This window comes from Sporosarcina sp. FSL K6-1508 (assembly GCF_038007465.1).
Classification (GTDB): Bacteria; Bacillota; Bacilli; order Bacillales_A; family Planococcaceae; genus Sporosarcina; species Sporosarcina psychrophila_B.
On sequence record NZ_JBBOXF010000001.1, the window covers coordinates 3,383,746 to 3,402,063 of the forward strand.

The following is an 18,318-nucleotide window of genomic DNA, read 5'->3' on the forward strand; positions in this document are numbered from 1 at the left end:
ATGTTATCAGAATTGGAGGTAAACTCAAAGTGACCACTTACATGCAACGGGTACATCGGCAAAGTTAAAACCGCAAACCACTCAACTCCCCGACCTGCCTTTAAGTATATCAATGTGATTGAATGCTCGTCATTTCTCCTACCTATCCGACATATGTGATATTTACGACATCCTGCGTATGACAATATCTTTTATTATTCCAAGCTCCGTTAATTGTTTTTATAGTTAAGATGTTTGCTGTTGCACTTATTTATAGAGTGTTTTTTAAATGGTTACCTAAAGGTTTATATAACTTCCTAGTTTGAATCTAGTTGTCTCATTTGATGTTCATTGAAAAGTACTCTACTCATTAAAAAAACCTCCCGTTCCAAGTCATTTTTGTCTAGTATAACGGGTTTTCAAACAGAAAAAACCCCGAATGGGTCACTTTTTTTAAAGTGTCCACTATTCGGGGCTCAGTTCAGTAATGGAATGTGGCCGCCTTTTTGATTTCAAAATAAAATTAGAATCTGAATATTATTCACTTTATTTTTTATTACCCTTGTAGATAAGATAACAAATTGCGACTAGAAGGAGTGCTCCGAATACGGGAGTTAAAATATTTACCATTTTCAACCCTCATCCCCTCTTTTTTTGCATTATGTTGTATACTTCGACATGTATTCTAAAAATCCTGCAAAGTGAAAAGCGACCTCCATACAACTGTGGATGATTCGCTTTCCCGATTAATTTACCATTCACACAGGTGATTGGTAAGCCTTTGATGTTATCGTCAGCTTTTCCCCTACTTCACACCGTACGTGCGACTTTCACCGCATACGGCGTTCCAACTAATCCAACCTGATTCAATCATCAACACTTCTGAAATTGTAATATCCTCAGTGTCCCAATTCTTTCGTTTCAATAAGTCGGTGCCTTCCGTGGAAGGTGAACCTCTATTAGTCTTACAAGAACCTTATTAATCGTTGAAGAACCTTCTTGCATGGTTGAATGAATCTTTCATTAGTCTAGTGGCTATCCCTCCACGTTATCAGCTTACAACGTTGAATTACATCTATTATGGCACAAACTTAGGTGCTTCATATAAGCCTGTTAGCCTTGCATGTGCCTGTAACACAAGATGGATTTTTATATAGTTCATTCTTACTCATCCACAGCTAACCCTACATTCTAAACTACCTAACATATTATTTTTCTTTTAACATTGAATACTTTCGATAAGCTTTATAGAAACTGCTACCAAAGATAACAACCAATAAGGCGGGAAGCAACTTCAAAAGGACAAATGGAGTTTCAAATAAGAATGCTTTCCAAAATAATGCACCTTTCATACTCCAAAGACCTTCAAAATATAATCCCGAATGATCCTTGTAGAGCATATAAGAATAAGCCAAACACAGCATACCCAACGCAAATGAATAACCCATTAATCTTTTATAATAATTACCCTTTGATTGGCGATCCGAAAAGATTTCATTTTGATCATCCTTTTCTTTTTGCCAATACCGTATTCCACCCAGCCAGTACCCTTTTATATAAACCCAACCAAAATCTTCATAAATCCCTTTATATTCCTTGAAGTTTTTCTTTGGTAAATAATCTTGATAATCAAGTCGCATAATATATCTTTTGTCAGTTTTTTTGAAAGTGTATATTCCTAATCCACTAATATTTGTACATCGATAGCCTTTTTGTAATTGCTCGTTCAGCCATTTCTCTTCTTTTTCAATATTAAAAAATACGTTAAACTTCTTCATTTGATTCACTCCCTTCGTACAATGATAAAATATGCGATAGCCTTTCTTGTTCCATTTTCAAAATGGCGCTTCCTTCTGTAGTTATCATATAAATTTTTCTCCGACCCGAATTCCCAACAGGTTCAATCCAACCATGTTTATTCAAGTTTTCAATTGCACCGTATAATGTACCAGCAGCTAAAATAACAGTGCCATTACTTATTTTTTCTATCTTCTGCATTACGGCATAGCCATGGAGCGGTTCACGTAGGGCTAATAAAATATAATGCATGGTTTCAGACAACGGCAATAATTTATGTTTCATACTCTCACCCTCTATTCTGTCCAACTATATAGTTGAACTTTATAACAATGTAATACAGTTCAACTGAATAGTCAACAGCATTTTTTAAATCCATAAGGAACTTAAAGTAAGACTTTTATAATTAGGCAAAAATTTAATCTAAAAAAGTCGATCTCCTTTACGTTGGGAAATCGACTTTCTGTGTAATCGTATTCAATTCAATGGCCCGATTGTTGAACTTCAGTTAAACAACACTCTTCAACTAACCTGCCCCGTTAGTTAAATAAGAACAATGTTCTGTACTTTATTCGTCTATATTCATACTAATCTTTTTCTCATAATCACAAATCTTTTTCCACCGCTTTTCCCTTCTTGAGCGCTCTTGATAAATAGGATCACTATGACCCCCAGCTCCTTTCGGTACAGCTGCCTCTAATCCGTACTAAGCCGTAAAGTTACCACCAATATCATTCAATCCCTCGAGCATGATCTTCACGCTATTAATCTTCCATTGATAATCCTTTAACAACTACTCAATCTGCTTCTCCGTCATAAGCCCGCCCCTGTTTATTATCTATGAATTGCCCCATTTTTCCGCTTGTACGTATGCCGATTAGTACCCATCAATTCAGTCCATTCCCTATCAGATAACCGCTCTTTCGGCTCGCCCTTAGCCGTAAGTACTCTCCTTGCCCACTACCACTGTACGAGCATCAGAAAGACCAATTTCAACCAGTTCTGTTTTCAACGATTTCATTTCCCTCATTCCTTTTTTAAAATAAAAAAAGAGGACAACAAATGACACAGCGCAATACTGTAATCGATCATTGTCCTCTGGTTGGCCAGGGGGACTATCTCTTATTTAATTTCTTCTCAATTTCAATTGCCAATTCCTCCATTTCCTCAGTGCCATACCTAACAACATCTCTGTGTTCTGATAACTGTTCTTGCCAATTAAGATACTTGTAACTTTGAGGATTCTCTTCAAATAACTCTATTTGCGTTTGATAAGCCATCAAATTGTATATCACTTTCAAATATAACTCATGGCTAATATGGCTAAAATCACCCTGCTTTACTTGCTTCAACATTTCATTCGTTTGTTTTGCAAGAAGCCGCTCTCTTTTAATAGAAAGGGCATCGCGAGGTTCTTCCGCTTTCCCGACGACATAAATAAAAGAAAGGTGATTATTCAGGTTAAAAATCGTTTGAGTGAATACCCGAATTGCTTTTAGCTCTTTATCTAAGTTCACAGTTTCTTCGTTTTTGATATTTTGTTTAAATTGACTATTCATGATTGTTACCGCTATGGCTCCAGAAATTATAGTTCCGGTAATAGACCCAATAAAGCTAGGTTCATAAAATATGGACGGAAAACTAAGAAATTCTTTTGTATATAGAATAAGTATTAAACAAAGGATCGTTAACAGAAGGGAACCATTAATAATCCATAAAACTTTATTTTCTAATTTCCCCCCGCATTCGTCTAACTTTCCCCTGATGCGTGACAATCCTATATTCCTCATATTCCGGAAGCTCTTTCACTTTCGCGACAAACTCCGAAATAACCACCACACAGTTCATTGGTAGTTCCATTATACAAGTTCCTAACAATAATGCATCCGATTAAAAGTAATACCTTTATTCACCAGGACCTCTCCTTGTATTATACTTTCCTCGTCAGTGGCAGAGGAAACCTGTCCTTTTTTATTACCCAAATATCCCAGTCCCTCTATCCTTAATCGCGCACGCCTCTGCCCGATCAACAATCAACAGGGTAATCTTCAAATTCCTACGTCCCATTGCCCTAGCAATCTTGGAAAGACTTGCCCAGTCCTCCCACATTCCATAAAACTTGCCCAATTCCCGTTCTTTAAATATCGGATTCAAACTGATCCGTTCGTCGTCGAAAAGATAATACATGCCCTTCCTCCATTTGTAATAATCACTTCGAAACAAATATTCATTCATACCGCAACTGCTGTTGAATATACGGATTATCCTTATTGGCACCGCTCCACAATCACTCATGTTGATTTTTACCCTGTATAATTTTTTTGAACTAGTGAACCATATAATTAAAATCATTAAGGAGTTTTAATATGGACACTAGTGTAATCAAAGAATTGAATACATTCCTTGAGGGAAACTTCATGGCCATTCACGCCTATGAAAAGTACATTCACCACATCGATGATTCAGAAATAAAACAGACCCTTCAAAACATTCAACAAGATCATAAACAACATGCAATGGTGATCGCCGAGAGAATACAAAATCTTGGTGGTATCCCCGTTGATGATGTAGGCATGATGGGAAGTGTTGCAGAATTAATTAATAAGATAAAAGGTTCAGCTAAAAATCTTGCTCCCATATTGAAAGATGCTCTTCTGGGTGAACAAAGAGGCATTGAAAAATCTAAAGAGCTTCTTACTGGTGACATAGATCCCGAAAGCTTAGAACTTGTTAAGGGCATTTTGAAGCACGACCAAAAACATGTTGACTTATTAGATAAACTTTTATCAGATACGCTTAATTAGTTTACTGCCAAATACTTCTATGTTTGTCGCTTGCCAAATTAGTAAAAACTGTTGCTATACCAAAAGGTGACTGTGAAAAGACTGCTGATTGAGTTCAAATCAGCGGTCTTTTCTTGTCTGTCGCCTAATGGTCGTTCCTTAACTCCATTATTAACAAAATATTTGAAACTTATTGATTTTAAATATGTAATCTAGATATAATTAATTTTAGAAAGTTAGTGTACTACCATATTTAAATCAGAAGTAACTAACAGAATTCTAACAATTATTCTCTTCCTTGTATTGATGTCGATAAACTTGTTCCTTCTCAAAGTAAATACACTGATTAAAGTGTTAGTAATATCTGCGTACTCAGTAAGGGGTTTATTTGATTTATACAAAATCTTAAAAATCAAGAAGCTGAAAGCTGATTAAATCTAATTGGCTTTTTATACGCATTCTGTGACGTAATGTGAACTAGCGGGCAATTGTATCTACACATTCCACAAACGCACTCATTAAAGGGGATTTGTTACCGGCATCTGCCCAACCTGCAAAGCCAATAAAGCCGGCTTGATTAACGCTGATCGCTTCTCGTTGAGTGAAGCGATAACTATTCAAAAAGAAATAACATTCCTTCATAATTCCGTTTGTTTTGTACTTACTTTTTTATTTTTCGGCTCATTCTGATAGTGTTTGTAGATATTACGCCTGCCTTGATGGCTTGTTTAACGTGCTTGTTAAGTAAGATAAACAAAACACCAATATCGCCATCTGAAACATCCTTATAAGTCATACTTTTTCCAGTGAAATAACGTCTTGCATCATCAGAATTTTTACATATAATCATTTTTTGTCCTCCTTCGCCTTATGGACGTACTGTTCATTTGAACTTTTTTTACCAACTATCCTTTGATACAATAGAAAATAGATAATTCAATTAAGGAGGTTAATATGAATTATTTTATTAGTTTTCTTTTAGCAACTTTACTCACCGCTTTTTCCTATTTTTTAGGTAGTCTTCTAATCAGAAATGGTATAGCTGTTTGGCAAGCTCTCATAATTGGGGTTGCCGTTGTTTCGTTAGGCGCGATTACCGAAGCTCTTGGTGCCCCCATATGGCTAATTGTATTAATACCATTTCCAGTTGGGATGTTTTTGCTTTACCTGTTTTTAAATAAACCCGTTGATACTTGGTTTCTCACCTATCTAACAATATTAGTCTTGTATTCGGTAATTCACGTTGTAGTGAGCTACTTTTTTCAATTTCACTCTTTAATTCCGGCTTGGCGATTATCCTAAAACGGTAAACATTTTTTTTATGGGAATCCTACAATGGATTCTCTTTTATGTTTAAAACTCCTTTTAATAACTTTTTGTTCGTAGTTTGTGTCTACTCCGCCACTTCGTCCATCCATGCATCCGACCAATATAATAAAATACTAATGCGAATATCAAATCTGAAATAATGAATGCCTACCCGTAAGAGATGAAATCACTGTCGACATAACTTCCTCTTCTCATACAACTTTGTAACCGTCCTCCCATCGATACAATAACACCACACACTGTTTATATCCGTCACCCATTCCTTATTTTTCAGCCGAACCATAATCAATTCCATGCCCGTTTTATCGCTAGGACGCTTACCAAAGTTCCGCTAAATACTATCGCAGGCTATTCATGAAATATTTCTGTGATGATTTCAAGTGTGAATGGGCACTCATTTGAAATCTAATGAGCATATGCCTAGCGATGCGGTCACCTTTTTGAATTGCTGGAATACTTGGAGGACATTTCTAATCAAACTCCTCAAAAGCCTTGAGGCATAAGCATTGTTGCTACTATGAATTAAATCGTGCTATACTAACCAACCGTTTCGCACGTATGTTCTCAACTCATGAAAACATAATAATATCAGCATTCAATGAACTAACTGGCTATATTACGCCACTAAATGCAAGCCGTAAGATATCTTTAGAATTCGGGTGGTTGGGGGACATTTTGGGGGACACACAAAAAGCGGACAGGCGCACGACTCATAACGAAAAAACAGCCACCTTCTTACTAGAGTAGGTGGCTGTTCTGTATTCATTTTTTATTTTTCAACTTTTCAAGCAAGCTGCTTACTTTTTCTTTCATGTCTTGAGTTTCTTCCATTAATACTTCAAATTCATATCCTGATTCTAAACTACTGATTAAAACGATACTACCTTCAGCAATCTCAACATTAATTTCAGTTGCAGGAATGAGTAATTGGTTTTCTTCATTTTGATGCTCCAAGAAAACATACTGACCATCTTCTATTTTATCGAGTGTGTATTTTACTTTTGTCATTCACATGCCCACCCATCTTTATCACGGTCCATTTTCGATTGGTATGCCGGATGACCTATTTCAACTCCGCCTGGATAGACTGTTCGCAAATCTGTACAGTTTTTAAAGTTTGTACGTCCCGATGGAGCTGGTTTCGGTTTCGGCTTCGCTACTGGCTTAGTAACTGGTTTAGGTGTCGGTGTCGGTTTCGGCGTTGGCTTTGCGACTGGTGCAGTCACCTTTTTGCCATTCTTACAAGCGCTCGCTACTGAGTGTTTAACGCCGTTTGTTGTGACTGTAATATCGCAATCAAGTGGCGTTTTATAAACTTTAGCCCCCACATTTTTCAATCGACTTTCTACTGAAAGGTTCGGATGGCCATATGAGTTATTTTTGCCGTACGACAAGATAGCTACTGCTGGTTTAACATTACTGATGAATCCAGCTGAACTAGCGGTGTCGGATCCGTGGTGCCCGTTTTTAAGCACGGTTGCTTTTACATCGTACTTTGATTTGATCTTATCTTCGATTGCCGTATCTGCATCGCCCATTAGCAAAAAGGACACTTTGTTATAAGTTGCTTTTAGAACGATTGAAGCGTCATTAGTATCCGATGCATTTTCATCTGCATGCAGCACACGGATAATCATGTTTGGATCTAGTGCAAGCTTGTCCAACTCTTTTGGGATGATGAACTTAATATTCTTTTTATCGATTAAAGTAAGCATCTCAGCATATGTCTGCGTCGTATGTGCGTTACCAGAATCAACAAAATTCGTTACTGGGAATGCATTTAATACCGCAATCAATCCACCGATATGGTCCGCATCTGGATGTGTAGCCACTACGTAGTCTAGTTTCTTCACGCCTTTTGATTTAAGGAATGAAACTACTTTTGAACCGTATGCTTTAGTCCCACCATCCACTAGCATGTTTTTACCGTTTGGCGCTTGGATTAAAATTGAATCCCCTTGGCCAACGTCTAGAAAATGCACCTTTAATTCTTTTGGTGCTGCGTTTGCAATTGAAGCAGGTAATAAACTGATGGCTAATATAAACGCCATGATAATCGATAAGTACTTTTTCATTACATTATACTCCTCCTATAATTCTATTTGCCTACACATTTGATGGTAGTTGATAGATTTGAGAAAGTCTACATGAATAATTAGTGTTCTGGAATATTTATTATGTCCAATTTCAATTCACCCGATGATAAAACAAAAAATTCTAACTATTAAGTTGACATTAATATAAATCTTCGGTATATTAACTTTGAATTAATGCAATCCGGCACTGTCGCAGGATGTCGGATTAAAAAGGCGATCACTCATAATTTGAGCGATCGCCTTTCCCTATTTCATTTAGTTTTAAGTTCTGCTTTGGCAAAATACACGGATATCAACTCTTCTGTTCGATTGCGCAACCTCACATTCAGATAGCGCCTGTGGTCCTCATATCCCCCATGCATGAAAGTGTATTGAGTAAGTGAGCCTTCGTTTTTCCCTTTGATAACCTTCATGCTGTGGCGCCTTAAATAGATATTCGTTTCCTTTTGTTCGATACGTATGAATTCGAGTGCTCCGTCAATTAGTTTCAGATAAGGTCCTTTCAGCTTGAATGGTCCGTTCTCGATGGACTTTCTGTCTTTTTCCAAAATCTGAATTATCATTGGAAAGTAAATCATGTTCTCGAAATATGGCAGTGCATCCTGCGGTATTAACGGCATTAGATCACCATTCTTTCTTTATGTACGATGGGAACAAGTGCGAGCACGTTATCGATTGTGAAGGTGCGTTTGGACTTTCGTAGAAAACAGTATGCGCGGAACGATACCTCGCCTACTTGTAGTACATTGATTCTTCGCTTGCTTATTGTTCCGTCCTTTGCGAGATACATCATATCTAAGGACTCGTTATACTCTGCAGACTTAATTAATTGATTACGCACACTCGTTCCCTCCTTTTCCCCAGTATAGAGAATACGCGTTCGTATTACAAGTAAATAAAAGTAAACAGCATCTTCCGAATCCGCATCCTACATATCAAATTATTAAAATATTAAATGAATATTTATATATATTCATACCATTCAATCATCTAATGTTAGTAGTGTGTTATGATATATTTAATTTCAAATTTAAGGAGAGAAATAATGAATAATGAACTAGATTTTATTAAAAAATATAATATACCTGTAGTAAAAATCGATCCAAAACGTAATTATTGGCTAGTAAGAACCAATGCAGGAGAGTATTTCGAAGAATTTTATCTAGGAGATTTTATCGGGATAAATTGGAATGAATTTAGTGATCCGCTCGACTTTACTGATGTTCACAAAGAAGATACAACCATTAATATTGCTGATACATATAAAGAAAATAAACAACCCGGTCACACGTATTCTCAAATAAAAAGGTTTTTCCATGAAATAAAAATTGGCGACATAATTATGATTCCTAGTAAAAATTCAAAACATATTGGTTTTGGGGAAGTTAGCTCTGACGTCTTTATTTCAAAGAATAGTCAAACTGAAATTGACGAAGGAGAATGCACGTACGAAAAAAGAAGAAGTGTTAAATGGTTGAAAACAGTGGAACGGAAAGAATTAGATCCTTATCTATATAAAATGATGAGTTCACATTTAACAATCAGTAACGCTAATGACTATGCGGATTCCATTGACAGAACCCTGCACACCTTTTATTACAAAGGAGATAAAGCTCACCTTGTACTTAAAGTAAATCAAGATAACGATATACCACTTATGGATCTTTTGAATGGGTTAACGGCTCCGTTAGAATTGGTGGAATTGATAAATAATCCTGCAAATTCTGCTGATTTCAAAAAAAATGATCTTGATGCAAAATTAAGGGTACAATCTCGAGGTTTAATTGAACTTGTTTCTTCTGGAGACGCGTTTTTGTTAGTTATTTTATTAGGAGTTGCAATTGTGGGGTTGGTAGGTGGAAAATTCAGAGTAGATGTGAATAAAGAAAAGATAGAAGGGGAACTTTCAACAGAAGGACTTTTAGAGAAAATATTAAAATTCAAGCAATTGTCTTCAAGCAATAAGGCTGAAAAACAACTACATGAAAAAACCATAAAAGAGATTGAAGAAAAGCTTTTACTAGCAATGGATAAACTTGAAATGGTTACACCTAAAGAATTAGACAGATTGATAGAAACCCCGATGGAAGAAGTAGTTGTTAATGAGGATATTACGAAATAAATAAAAACAAGAGCTAATTAGCTCTTGTTTTTATTTATAATATGAGGATATCTTGAAAAACCTAAAAATAATAAAAATTGAAATTAAAGAGAATATTACCGGAAAAATTGGTATACCTTCATACAAAATATAGTTTAGCTTGAAAAACAATCCTATAGTAAACATTTGAAGTGAAGTTAGAAATCCGAAAATGATCAAAAACATTCCGCAAATAGAAACGACATGGAGAATTTTCTTCCCGAATTGATTCAGATGCATTTCCATTTTTCATCCTTCCCTTCAATATTTCATTATCCCCTACTTCAGTATATCTTTCAATTATATTCTTTAGCACAATAATTGTCTATTTGTTTCGTTTAATAAATAGGTTTACTTATTTATTAGCGATTGAAGGAGTGAGCGGTCGCCTTTTACTTAGGCCTTACTTATTTACTGCAACAGTATACTTAACCGCTATCCCCTATACTTCCGCATCTGTGAGCGTGCTATTTCCTAGTTTATCAGATGCATGAACCCCTGCCTTCTACCAACCATATTTTTCAACTTTACGTCGGGTATGTCGGGTCTTTTTTAAAAATCCTGACTTAATCAATTTATGCAAATCGTTTGTAGGTTTACCTTTAATAATATTTGTTATATCTTCTTTCTCAAAAGGTCGACCATCATTCGAATACCCCAATTCATTTACTTTATTCGCAACCTTTTCAACACTACCTATGTATGCATACTCCTTGATGATTTGCTCTTCCAGCGTCTCAGGATGGAAGGATTCAACTAAAACTACAAACCCTTGTAATTTCTCAATTTCTTTTTTTGCTTGTTCTACGGTTTTTAAGTTCTTCATCATCTCGCCCCCCTTATCTGAGTAGTTCGACATGTATACTAAATACCCTTTAATTTTACAAATAAAAAAGCGACCCGTCCCCGATTACTGGATAAGTCGCTTTTTGCTAGGTGTATTAGATGCCCTTTACGTCTTTATTATATCATACCCTTACTTATTAACCGCGATAGTATACTTAACCGCTAACCCTAATACATCCGCATCTGTCAGCGTGTTATTTTTCAACTTGTCTTTCCAAGACACATGAGCCCCCGCCTTAATGGCTGCAGCTACAATGATTTCCCGTCTTGCTTTGCTTGAAAGAGATACTTCCGTTTCCGCTTTTAAAGATGGACTTGAAAACTTCAATTCTTCATCCTCCTTTTGTGAAGGTCCTGGTATGTCCGTGGCGACTGTTTTACGTTTCAAACCAAATGCCTCGGCAATCCCATTAACATGGCCACGTGCAACTTTATCAAGAAATGCATTATCTGTTAACAGCTTGGCATCATCCGGATTATCGATGAATCCTGACTCCGTGAGCAAGGCCGGCATTTTAGACTCACGTAGAACCGCTAAATCTCCACGCTTTTTCCCACGATTGCGCCAGTTAGTCGATTTTATAACTGCAGCATTGATTGCACTTTGAACTTTAGTAGTCATTGCGCTCACGGAACCGTTATAAATCCAATCCTCGTAGCCGTAGCCGGACGGTGTAGCGTTGATATGGATGGATAGCAACAATTCAGCACCCCATGCATTTGCAAGCTTTGCGCGTTCAGAAAGGGTCAAATAGATGTCGGATGTTCGCGACATCTTAACTGTTACCTCACTGTATTCATTTTGCAAGATATCTCGGATTTTCTGCGATATCTTAAGCGTTAAAACCTTTTCTTGCAACCCCAATCCAACTGCCCCCGGATCCTTACCACCATGCCCGGGGTCTATGAAAATTTTAACCACGTTACCATCCCCTTTGTCATATTTCATAAGATCGTATTGCTCAATCAATTTATTAAGTTTTTCTGGGTAATTAACATCAGTGGCATAGCCGGACGCTTTGACTGCAGCAGTAGCCTTTTTATAATCAGTTTGATTTAATACTGCCTCATATCGGTTAGATGTCTCCCTTCCAGTTCCATGAGTGTATTTCTGGACCAGGTCGATGACGCACCCTTCGAATGTGGGATACTTCCTGAAATCGGCATCTATATAATAGACAGTGCCATCGTTTTTATTCTCAGCAGTCCGTTTTGTGTATATATCGCCTGGCCATTCACTACTTGATTTAATACCGAAAAGGTTGTTAGCTTTCAATGCTAATTCACTTGTCCCGGATGCGGATTCCAAAATCCCCTGCGCAATAATCAAAGAAGGAAGGACTCCTTGAGCCCTCCCGTGTTTTATTGCATATGGAGCTAGTTGGTCGATGAATGTCATTTCAACCCTCATCCTTTGTGTAGCCTTCGCTCGATTTCTCATTTTGAATATCAATCAATTCATCCACTTTTGCACTAATACGATTATCAATCTTAGCTACATTTAATTGATGGTCTACTTTCGAACCAATCAGTTCTTCTCTTAGCTCTTCAGAAAAAGATTGATTGCCGGATTCGATGACTTTTAATTTAGAAGCTAATCCCGCCGGAACAAGTACCCCTAGTTCGGCCATGTTTTCCATGATGGATAATGCTTCATTGACGATATAAAAAAGAACGGTCGCATATGTAACTGCTCCGTTCATACCTAGTATTTGATCAATGATGTTGGCCATGATAACCATAACGAGAACTAACATTTTTCTTGCGTAGCCGAACAGACTTTTTCGACTCCACAAATTTTCGTTCTTGTATGCTTTGAAAATACCTGTGATAATATCAAGCGCCATTAAGATTAATAAAAAGTGGAGAAACTTAACTCCCCCAAACAAATACATGTGTACGATTTCCAACTGACCCAAATAAAAACCTCCCATTATTTTTCACTCCTTAATTTTGAGTAAATAAAAAGAACGCCCGGTGTGGACGTTCCTACAATTTTATATTTGAGCTCCATACTATTATCAGAAGGCCAATTAGGGCTAATAGCATTGTACCTATACATACAATAATATAGATTTTAAATAATACTTCCGCGAACTTTTCGTAGTCATCATCTTCTTCATCAACCGTGACCGAATTAAAGATAGCCTGTAATAAAAACTTTAAAAACATAGCGACAAAAACACCAAATATAATGACGGCTACAACAGAGAAGCCGGACAGTAGTATTTTAATCCCTATACTTTGTGAGTTTTCTTTAAAAGCATTGATAACGGCAAATACGGAAAAAGCAGAAACTCCAAGTATTGAAGCTAAGCTACCGGCAATCCCTAATATACGCTCAAATAACCCAAGACTGTTTTTCACCAAACCACGCCCTCCATCATCCATCATTCGACAAAAGAGGAAGGAATCCTTCTTTTCAGTTACGACACATAATGGTCCTATAGTTCATTATCTTAAATTTGTTAATTTCCTAAAATCTCTTAGATACTTAAATAATAGTTCTCTAATCTCTGTTTCGGATTCAACTGAGTCTAACGAATAGCGATATATTACTTCGTTAGTTGCTTTTTTAGCTAAAACACAAATATAAGAAGGGTTAATTCCCTCAAATTCCGGAAAGACTTTTACAGCTTCTTCATTTGCTATTTCTATAATTCTAAACTCCGACATAATCTCACCCTTTTCCTCAAATACTTACACAATTAATATATTCATAATACTTATTTTTTATACCATATATTAATTTGTGGATTATTTAAGATGAAAAAGGACATAAAAAATAACGCTAGCTTATGCTGCGTCAACAACTCCACGTCTCTTCATTTCTTGTCTAACATTTTCTCTCAAAAATGCAGGTACTGCGATTTCTCCTTGTGCTGGGTTCTCCAATACTCTTAAACCTATTTCTACTAAATCTGCATATAATGCTACCATTTTACAACACTCCTTTTATAGTTAATGTTTCTACTAATTCTGCTAGCGCAATTTGATTGTTCAACTTGTCTATTTCCTGTTTTTCAATCGATTCTGCCAGTGCTAGTTGTAATATATTTTTTTCTTGTTCCAATTGTTCTAGTTTTTCTACTAAATGCTGGGGCTCTATTGGTAAATCAATATATTGATAGTATAGTGATCTATTCGATAAGTTTACGTATAAGACGGCTTGTTTACCTACTTGTAGTAGTGGTTCTGGGATAGACTCCACTAACAACCCTTCTTGCTCTAATTCCTCTTTCGTTTTTTGTAAACCGTTTTGTTCATCAAATGGCATATAGTGTTGTAATTCTTCTTTCCCTGTAACCTTGTTGTACTTCACATATATCATGTTTTCCCCTCCTTATAGTAGTGTATAAATACAATCTAACTTTAATAATTTTATTCCATTCACAGCCATTAATCCGCTCAATGAATAGATGTACCCTAAATCATCAACTTTTATGGACAATTGTCCATTGTACGTCGGTTCTATATTAAGCATATTGACAGAGGATGATCTTGCACGACCATGCGTGTCGATTTCTCCAATTAAATCATAAGATGCTACCCCATAATACACATTATAGTTTTTATCATTCACAACGCTTTTCTTTCGGCTAAGTGAGTAGTCATCTCCGGACAAACTCTGAATTCCTGTCGCATCTATGTCGTAAATTGCTCCACCTTCTCCGGAAGAGTAGAAAATACCTTCATTATCTACTGCGACCGTTGTTTCTATTCTGAATCCGCCATACGATGATTTTTTTGACAGAGTACCATTTAGAGTCAATCGGTAAATATAACCATATGCTTGAAACCCGAAAACGTAACCACCATGTATTTTTATAGCGCTTAAACGAGAACCAAAACTTGTTGGTGTGGATGTATATGTGTAAGTCCATATTATGCTCCCGTCTAGTTTCGAGATTTTACGCATTCCGGTTTGGTTAGATATATAAATATGTGTGTCGTCATGGTCTACTCCCCATGCTAACCCAATGCTTACATTCATTGTTAATACCTTAAATACAAGACTGCCGGATGAATTTAGTTTTAAATGGTGTCCGTTATCGTAAGTGTGTACACTTCCATCCGCATCCGCAACTACAAATTGCCCGGAGCCACTATGAACGATTGGATAAGACCAAACGATTGACCCATTCGAAATAGTTACTTTTGCAAGTATAGTTGTTGTCAGAACAAAACAGTATACCCCGGCTTTATCTATGTCGTACTCTAGAATATTTCCTGTTAGCCCCGTAATCGTATTATTTAAAAGCACTTCCCATTTTGGTGACTTTACTTCAAAAGACCGCACCTTTGTTGGTTTAGGGATGACTGTACCATTCACGCCAAATACATTTATTCCACTTTTAATGTTAGAAGCAATTAAATCAGCGTCCCCCAATAAAGTCTGTACGCCACTCAAATATTGCCCTGATGCTATCGTTTGATTGGCGATACCTGGTGTAAATGTTTGCGCTGATTTACTTGGGATAGTACCGTTTACAATTCCGTTCTCCGTTCCAATCGTATAAGGACTCAACACATTTGCGGCAATAGCCGTTCCGTACTCCCCCCCCTCACCCTGTAAGATAAAAGACGTGCCACTGTAGCGGACAGTGTAGATGCTGCCTGCTTTTAAATTTCCGGATGACATTGCGTTCCCGTTAGATTTAATGACAGGTTTGGCACCCAGTCCGTTTACATTTAGCGTAACTGCGCCTGTGTTAGCTATGATATTTTTGAACGACAATGCCAGGCCTTCTATTAAATCGGACGGCACTGGATTCAATGCAACTGCTTTAGTGTTCGCTCCTGTAGCACTACCATAAGGAACATGGTTAATATAATCTTTGGTGTGCTCCGAAATCACATTATCTATTGTGTCGGCATTGTTGTTAAAATCATCTACATTATAAAAATCTTCTTGCGCCGGCTTTTTAAGTTTATAATTGATTGTTTCTGTAGCCATTAATTCAACACCTCACTTCTTAATAGATCATGCGTCAAGGAACGCATTTGACCATGTGTATATTTCGTGAAAAAGATATGTTGGTTATAGCGTAGCCCCACTGTAAGTAACATATTTTGAGGGGTAATTCGTTCCAACAAAAGTTGAACCGTATCAAATTGACCTTTTACCGTTAATTCGATTTTCACATCCAACCATTTTTCAGCTACATTCCGCTCGAGATCATAGTGATTTTCACCCAGCAAACTATTGAGCAACTGTTTTAAAACTTTGTAACTATACGGTACTTGTTCTTGATAACGGGTTAAAATACGAAATCGACGAGTTTCGATTGTATCTGTAGCAGGAATTTTGAGTTCCAACATCTTCTCATAGCGAGTAGCCCCATTTTTATCTTCATTCACCGTTAAGACAAATTGATTGTTCAAAGCGTTTTCAATTTCTTTCCAAAGTGCATTAATAATAGGATTTTCAACGTTCGCAATTTCAACGAGCTCTTTAATTTCTTCTAAAACTGACGGTAAATAGCTTATAAGATCGACTTCTCTAGCCACTTACAACGCCTCGTTTCGGTATGGACTCCTTATCCAATTCGATGTTTGATGTATTACCGTTAAGCTGCGTATTACCGATATCCAACACACCAGGAACGTCTAAAAAGCGATATTCAATTTGAGAGACACGGACAACGATAGACTGATGATCATCTTCGTAGGTAACCGCCTTTGCCCATTGCTCTGCCAACTCTTTAAAATAGTCGTCAACGACCTTTTGTGCTCGGTCCTTTATATCGACCCACGTCCACCCTGATTGATAGGTAATGTTGAGAGCAACATCAATCGGGGTTTCGTTCACACCAACCACAGTTACTATGTGGTCGATTGGAGCGATTCCGACCCCTTCTCCTTGTTGACCACCCGGATCTACCGCTTGTTGAGTAGCCGCAACGAGCGTCTGAGACGGCACTTGGAACTGCGAATTAATAATGGCAAGCTTTACTGTCCCCCCACCGTTCCAAGCACGATAAACACGCACGCCACCGATGCCATCGAGCTTTCTTACTTTCTCTTTGTAATCAGCACGATTGCCTCCAAAAGCAGTTGATTCAAAACTATTAAAGTAACGTTCCCTAAAAACTTCTGTAGACTCTTCATCATCTCCAGGCACTAAAATATCTGTTAATACAGCTGTTTGTAATCCGTCGATATAGTCTATCGGTATCAATTGACCAGAAAATAAATTCCCAATATTCCCCATTGTTTCACACTGGAGAATGAATTCACCGTATGAAATATGTTCAATAACTTCATAATTTAAGTCATCCAAGCTGTATCGACTCCCAATGGGTACATCAATGTTAAATACACCTTTTCGTCTGGCGAATGTTGCCTCATGTGGTTTTAAACCTCGTTCAGCAGCACGGCGAATTAAATACTCTCGTGGTGCTGTATCGGCAAAAACCGCATCGATGAAGTTCTTTAAAGTGAAAAGCATTTGGACAGTCTCGACACTGTTACCTGCAGTTGCATTAAAAACCATCGAGCTTCCTTCTCGCTTATCTAATGAATCATCTATACCAGCAAGCTTCTGTTCCATTAATTCTTCGTAGCTTATATCTAAGTTCAGTGAGTTAACCATTAGTAGTCCACCTCCTTTTCTCCCTCAGCATCTCCGAATATCGTATGAGCTGTATACTTTACGTGAACTCTATGTTTCTTTGTCGAAACCTCAAAAGTATCGACTTCAAGAATACGTTCATCTTGCAGCAAACAATCACGGATCCGGCGTTTTACTTCGCTCGCGACATACGAGGTAGGCATACCAAATAAGTCTTTTAACTCCACACCATAATTCCAACTGTAAATAATATGTTCATATCGCTCGATTGAAAGCATTAAAAAAATCGCTTGTTTCATGGCTTCCAGTTCATCTGTATAGCCTACACAGCGATTCTTATCCACTATTAATTTATAATTTCTAGTTGGCTCAATAACTTCTTCGAAATCAAGAATAAGCCCGTCGTTGCTGCTTGATGGTATCATCTTTGATCCACTCCTTATCAATCACGACATATTTCTGACCACCTTGCATACGCAATAAAGTCACCTGGTCGTCGATTTCAAGTTTGTTGTGGACCTTGTAGCGCCGCCTACTCTCTTCGGGGAATTCATACTTTTCGTCGCCAATCAAACGACCTGGTGTTAAATCAAGTTCGTGGTCCAGCACTGCCCTAGTCAAGATTAAATCATCTTCTTTTAATGGCAGACGCTGCTCAACCAAAATCTCTAAAGGCTCATCCTTTGTCACGATACCAAAACATATCGTTACTGGATCCATTGCTGCCGTTGTTTCTTCACTCGATTTTTTTATCGACTTCACTATATCATTCAT

25 protein-coding genes are annotated in these 18,318 nt (G+C 37.2%); 3 read left to right on the forward strand and 22 right to left on the reverse strand.

Annotation, left to right across the window (positions count from 1 at the left end; translation table 11 throughout):
* Window positions 1–1,187 precede the first annotated feature (1,187 nt).
* From MKZ11_RS17010 to MKZ11_RS17025, 4 genes are all read right to left on the reverse strand, one after another.
* Window positions 1,188–1,757, reverse strand: a complete 570-nt coding sequence (locus MKZ11_RS17010; RefSeq protein ID WP_340795550.1) for a DUF2812 domain-containing protein — start codon at window positions 1,755–1,757, stop codon at window positions 1,188–1,190.
* Window positions 1,744–2,061 (reverse strand): PadR family transcriptional regulator, encoded by a 318-nt coding sequence (locus MKZ11_RS17015; protein WP_179393299.1) that lies wholly within the window; start codon window positions 2,059–2,061, stop codon window positions 1,744–1,746. The genes MKZ11_RS17010 and MKZ11_RS17015 overlap by 14 nt, the downstream gene beginning before the upstream one ends.
* Before the next feature lie 830 nt (window positions 2,062–2,891).
* Entirely contained in the window at window positions 2,892–3,566 is a 675-nt protein-coding gene (locus MKZ11_RS17020; RefSeq protein ID WP_340795551.1) for a hypothetical protein, read from the reverse strand.
* 184 nt (window positions 3,567–3,750) lie between these two features.
* Window positions 3,751–3,963 carry a hypothetical protein gene (locus MKZ11_RS17025; RefSeq protein WP_340795552.1) on the reverse strand — a complete coding sequence of 71 codons (213 nt, stop codon included), beginning with the start codon at window positions 3,961–3,963 and terminating at the stop codon, window positions 3,751–3,753.
* A 179-nt stretch (window positions 3,964–4,142) separates the two neighbouring features.
* Between MKZ11_RS17025 and MKZ11_RS17030 the strand changes: the two genes are divergently transcribed.
* A complete protein-coding gene (locus tag MKZ11_RS17030) occupies window positions 4,143–4,580 on the forward strand; it encodes a DUF2383 domain-containing protein (RefSeq protein WP_340795553.1) in 438 nt (145 codons plus the stop codon).
* Window positions 4,581–5,036: 456 nt separating this feature from the next.
* On the opposite strand, the gene MKZ11_RS17035 is transcribed toward MKZ11_RS17030, so the two are convergent.
* Both MKZ11_RS17035 and MKZ11_RS17040 read right to left on the reverse strand, forming a co-directional pair.
* Window positions 5,037–5,201 (reverse strand): hypothetical protein, encoded by a 165-nt coding sequence (locus MKZ11_RS17035; RefSeq protein ID WP_340795554.1) that lies wholly within the window; start codon window positions 5,199–5,201, stop codon window positions 5,037–5,039.
* Window positions 5,202–5,220: 19 nt separating this feature from the next.
* Window positions 5,221–5,409 carry a hypothetical protein gene (locus MKZ11_RS17040; protein WP_340795555.1) on the reverse strand — a complete coding sequence of 63 codons (189 nt, stop codon included), beginning with the start codon at window positions 5,407–5,409 and terminating at the stop codon, window positions 5,221–5,223.
* 104 nt (window positions 5,410–5,513) lie between these two features.
* Between MKZ11_RS17040 and MKZ11_RS17045 the strand changes: the two genes are divergently transcribed.
* Window positions 5,514–5,861, forward strand: coding sequence for a hypothetical protein (locus tag MKZ11_RS17045; RefSeq protein ID WP_340795556.1), 348 nt, complete (start codon window positions 5,514–5,516; stop codon window positions 5,859–5,861).
* A gap of 789 nt (window positions 5,862–6,650) precedes the next feature.
* On the opposite strand, the gene MKZ11_RS17050 is transcribed toward MKZ11_RS17045, so the two are convergent.
* From MKZ11_RS17050 to MKZ11_RS17065, 4 genes are all read right to left on the reverse strand, one after another.
* Window positions 6,651–6,896 carry a DUF3006 family protein gene (locus MKZ11_RS17050; protein WP_340795557.1) on the reverse strand — a complete coding sequence of 82 codons (246 nt, stop codon included), beginning with the start codon at window positions 6,894–6,896 and terminating at the stop codon, window positions 6,651–6,653.
* Entirely contained in the window at window positions 6,893–7,963 is a 1,071-nt protein-coding gene (locus MKZ11_RS17055) for an MBL fold metallo-hydrolase (RefSeq protein WP_340795558.1), read from the reverse strand. Before MKZ11_RS17055 ends, MKZ11_RS17050 begins: the two co-directional genes overlap by 4 nt.
* A gap of 272 nt (window positions 7,964–8,235) precedes the next feature.
* Window positions 8,236–8,604, reverse strand: a complete 369-nt coding sequence (locus MKZ11_RS17060; RefSeq protein ID WP_340795559.1) for a hypothetical protein — start codon at window positions 8,602–8,604, stop codon at window positions 8,236–8,238.
* On the reverse strand, window positions 8,604–8,825 hold the full coding sequence (locus tag MKZ11_RS17065) for a transcriptional regulator (protein ID WP_340795560.1): 222 nt from the start codon (window positions 8,823–8,825) through the stop codon (window positions 8,604–8,606). Before MKZ11_RS17065 ends, MKZ11_RS17060 begins: the two co-directional genes overlap by 1 nt.
* A gap of 204 nt (window positions 8,826–9,029) precedes the next feature.
* Here MKZ11_RS17065 and MKZ11_RS17070 point away from each other — a divergent pair, with 204 nt between their 5' ends.
* A complete protein-coding gene (locus tag MKZ11_RS17070) occupies window positions 9,030–10,106 on the forward strand; it encodes a hypothetical protein (RefSeq protein WP_340795561.1) in 1,077 nt (358 codons plus the stop codon).
* 523 nt (window positions 10,107–10,629) lie between these two features.
* Here the strand turns inward: MKZ11_RS17070 and MKZ11_RS17075 are convergent.
* The 12 genes from MKZ11_RS17075 to MKZ11_RS17130 all read right to left on the reverse strand — a co-directional run bounded on the left by MKZ11_RS17075 (window position 10,630) and on the right by MKZ11_RS17130 (window position 18,318).
* The gene (locus MKZ11_RS17075) at window positions 10,630–10,950 is read right to left on the reverse strand and encodes a hypothetical protein (RefSeq protein WP_340795562.1); all 321 of its coding nucleotides are present in this window, start codon (window positions 10,948–10,950) and stop codon (window positions 10,630–10,632) included.
* 150 nt (window positions 10,951–11,100) lie between these two features.
* Window positions 11,101–12,369 (reverse strand): N-acetylmuramoyl-L-alanine amidase, encoded by a 1,269-nt coding sequence (locus MKZ11_RS17080; RefSeq protein WP_340795563.1) that lies wholly within the window; start codon window positions 12,367–12,369, stop codon window positions 11,101–11,103.
* 1 nt (window position 12,370) lies between these two features.
* A complete protein-coding gene (locus MKZ11_RS17085) occupies window positions 12,371–12,904 on the reverse strand; it encodes a phage holin family protein (protein ID WP_340795564.1) in 534 nt (177 codons plus the stop codon).
* 55 nt (window positions 12,905–12,959) lie between these two features.
* The gene (locus MKZ11_RS17090) at window positions 12,960–13,361 is read right to left on the reverse strand and encodes a hypothetical protein (RefSeq protein WP_340795565.1); all 402 of its coding nucleotides are present in this window, start codon (window positions 13,359–13,361) and stop codon (window positions 12,960–12,962) included.
* 63 nt (window positions 13,362–13,424) lie between these two features.
* The gene (locus tag MKZ11_RS17095) at window positions 13,425–13,646 is read right to left on the reverse strand and encodes a hypothetical protein (RefSeq protein ID WP_340795566.1); all 222 of its coding nucleotides are present in this window, start codon (window positions 13,644–13,646) and stop codon (window positions 13,425–13,427) included.
* A 120-nt stretch (window positions 13,647–13,766) separates the two neighbouring features.
* Window positions 13,767–13,910: a CD1375 family protein gene (locus MKZ11_RS17100; protein WP_340795567.1), complete on the reverse strand. Its 144-nt coding sequence runs from the start codon at window positions 13,908–13,910 to the stop codon at window positions 13,767–13,769.
* Between the two features lies 1 nt (window position 13,911).
* On the reverse strand, window positions 13,912–14,301 hold the full coding sequence (locus MKZ11_RS17105) for a hypothetical protein (protein ID WP_340795568.1): 390 nt from the start codon (window positions 14,299–14,301) through the stop codon (window positions 13,912–13,914).
* 12 nt (window positions 14,302–14,313) lie between these two features.
* Window positions 14,314–15,927 (reverse strand): hypothetical protein, encoded by a 1,614-nt coding sequence (locus MKZ11_RS17110; protein ID WP_340795569.1) that lies wholly within the window; start codon window positions 15,925–15,927, stop codon window positions 14,314–14,316.
* On the reverse strand, window positions 15,927–16,481 hold the full coding sequence (locus MKZ11_RS17115; RefSeq protein ID WP_340795570.1) for a putative phage tail protein: 555 nt from the start codon (window positions 16,479–16,481) through the stop codon (window positions 15,927–15,929). The genes MKZ11_RS17110 and MKZ11_RS17115 overlap by 1 nt, the downstream gene beginning before the upstream one ends.
* Complete coding sequence (locus MKZ11_RS17120; protein ID WP_340795571.1) at window positions 16,474–17,565, reverse strand: baseplate J/gp47 family protein; 1,092 nt, start codon at window positions 17,563–17,565, stop codon at window positions 16,474–16,476. Before MKZ11_RS17120 ends, MKZ11_RS17115 begins: the two co-directional genes overlap by 8 nt.
* A complete protein-coding gene (locus MKZ11_RS17125; protein WP_340795572.1) occupies window positions 17,565–17,969 on the reverse strand; it encodes a DUF2634 domain-containing protein in 405 nt (134 codons plus the stop codon). Before MKZ11_RS17125 ends, MKZ11_RS17120 begins: the two co-directional genes overlap by 1 nt.
* Window positions 17,932–18,318 carry a DUF2577 domain-containing protein gene (locus tag MKZ11_RS17130; RefSeq protein WP_340797038.1) on the reverse strand — a complete coding sequence of 129 codons (387 nt, stop codon included), beginning with the start codon at window positions 18,316–18,318 and terminating at the stop codon, window positions 17,932–17,934. Before MKZ11_RS17130 ends, MKZ11_RS17125 begins: the two co-directional genes overlap by 38 nt.

What these genes read in the sequence shown, in the direction of transcription:
- MKZ11_RS17090 (WP_340795565.1), bottom strand. Translation starts at nt 13,361, where the DNA reads ATGGATGATGGAGGGCGTGGTTTGGTGAAAAACAGTCTTGGGTTATTT.
- MKZ11_RS17020 (WP_340795551.1), bottom strand. Translation starts at nt 3,566, where the DNA reads ATGAGGAATATAGGATTGTCACGCATCAGGGGAAAGTTAGACGAATGC.
- MKZ11_RS17025 (WP_340795552.1), bottom strand. Translation starts at nt 3,963, where the DNA reads ATGTATTATCTTTTCGACGACGAACGGATCAGTTTGAATCCGATATTT.
- MKZ11_RS17125 (WP_340795572.1), bottom strand. Translation starts at nt 17,969, where the DNA reads ATGATACCATCAAGCAGCAACGACGGGCTTATTCTTGATTTCGAAGAA.
- MKZ11_RS17120 (WP_340795571.1), bottom strand. Translation starts at nt 17,565, where the DNA reads ATGGTTAACTCACTGAACTTAGATATAAGCTACGAAGAATTAATGGAA.
- MKZ11_RS17110 (WP_340795569.1), bottom strand. Translation starts at nt 15,927, where the DNA reads ATGGCTACAGAAACAATCAATTATAAACTTAAAAAGCCGGCGCAAGAA.
- MKZ11_RS17105 (WP_340795568.1), bottom strand. Translation starts at nt 14,301, where the DNA reads ATGATATATGTGAAGTACAACAAGGTTACAGGGAAAGAAGAATTACAA.
- MKZ11_RS17010 (WP_340795550.1), bottom strand. Translation starts at nt 1,757, where the DNA reads ATGAAGAAGTTTAACGTATTTTTTAATATTGAAAAAGAAGAGAAATGG.
- MKZ11_RS17040 (WP_340795555.1), bottom strand. Translation starts at nt 5,409, where the DNA reads ATGATTATATGTAAAAATTCTGATGATGCAAGACGTTATTTCACTGGA.
- MKZ11_RS17060 (WP_340795559.1), bottom strand. Translation starts at nt 8,604, where the DNA reads ATGCCGTTAATACCGCAGGATGCACTGCCATATTTCGAGAACATGATT.
- MKZ11_RS17070 (WP_340795561.1), top strand. Translation starts at nt 9,030, where the DNA reads ATGAATAATGAACTAGATTTTATTAAAAAATATAATATACCTGTAGTA.
- MKZ11_RS17095 (WP_340795566.1), bottom strand. Translation starts at nt 13,646, where the DNA reads ATGTCGGAGTTTAGAATTATAGAAATAGCAAATGAAGAAGCTGTAAAA.
- MKZ11_RS17035 (WP_340795554.1), bottom strand. Translation starts at nt 5,201, where the DNA reads ATGAAGGAATGTTATTTCTTTTTGAATAGTTATCGCTTCACTCAACGA.
- MKZ11_RS17015 (WP_179393299.1), bottom strand. Translation starts at nt 2,061, where the DNA reads ATGAAACATAAATTATTGCCGTTGTCTGAAACCATGCATTATATTTTA.
- MKZ11_RS17030 (WP_340795553.1), top strand. Translation starts at nt 4,143, where the DNA reads ATGGACACTAGTGTAATCAAAGAATTGAATACATTCCTTGAGGGAAAC.
- MKZ11_RS17055 (WP_340795558.1), bottom strand. Translation starts at nt 7,963, where the DNA reads ATGAAAAAGTACTTATCGATTATCATGGCGTTTATATTAGCCATCAGT.
- MKZ11_RS17085 (WP_340795564.1), bottom strand. Translation starts at nt 12,904, where the DNA reads ATGGGAGGTTTTTATTTGGGTCAGTTGGAAATCGTACACATGTATTTG.
- MKZ11_RS17045 (WP_340795556.1), top strand. Translation starts at nt 5,514, where the DNA reads ATGAATTATTTTATTAGTTTTCTTTTAGCAACTTTACTCACCGCTTTT.
- MKZ11_RS17075 (WP_340795562.1), bottom strand. Translation starts at nt 10,950, where the DNA reads ATGAAGAACTTAAAAACCGTAGAACAAGCAAAAAAAGAAATTGAGAAA.
- MKZ11_RS17130 (WP_340797038.1), bottom strand. Translation starts at nt 18,318, where the DNA reads ATGAATGATATAGTGAAGTCGATAAAAAAATCGAGTGAAGAAACAACG.
- MKZ11_RS17100 (WP_340795567.1), bottom strand. Translation starts at nt 13,910, where the DNA reads ATGGTAGCATTATATGCAGATTTAGTAGAAATAGGTTTAAGAGTATTG.
- MKZ11_RS17080 (WP_340795563.1), bottom strand. Translation starts at nt 12,369, where the DNA reads ATGACATTCATCGACCAACTAGCTCCATATGCAATAAAACACGGGAGG.
- MKZ11_RS17050 (WP_340795557.1), bottom strand. Translation starts at nt 6,896, where the DNA reads ATGACAAAAGTAAAATACACACTCGATAAAATAGAAGATGGTCAGTAT.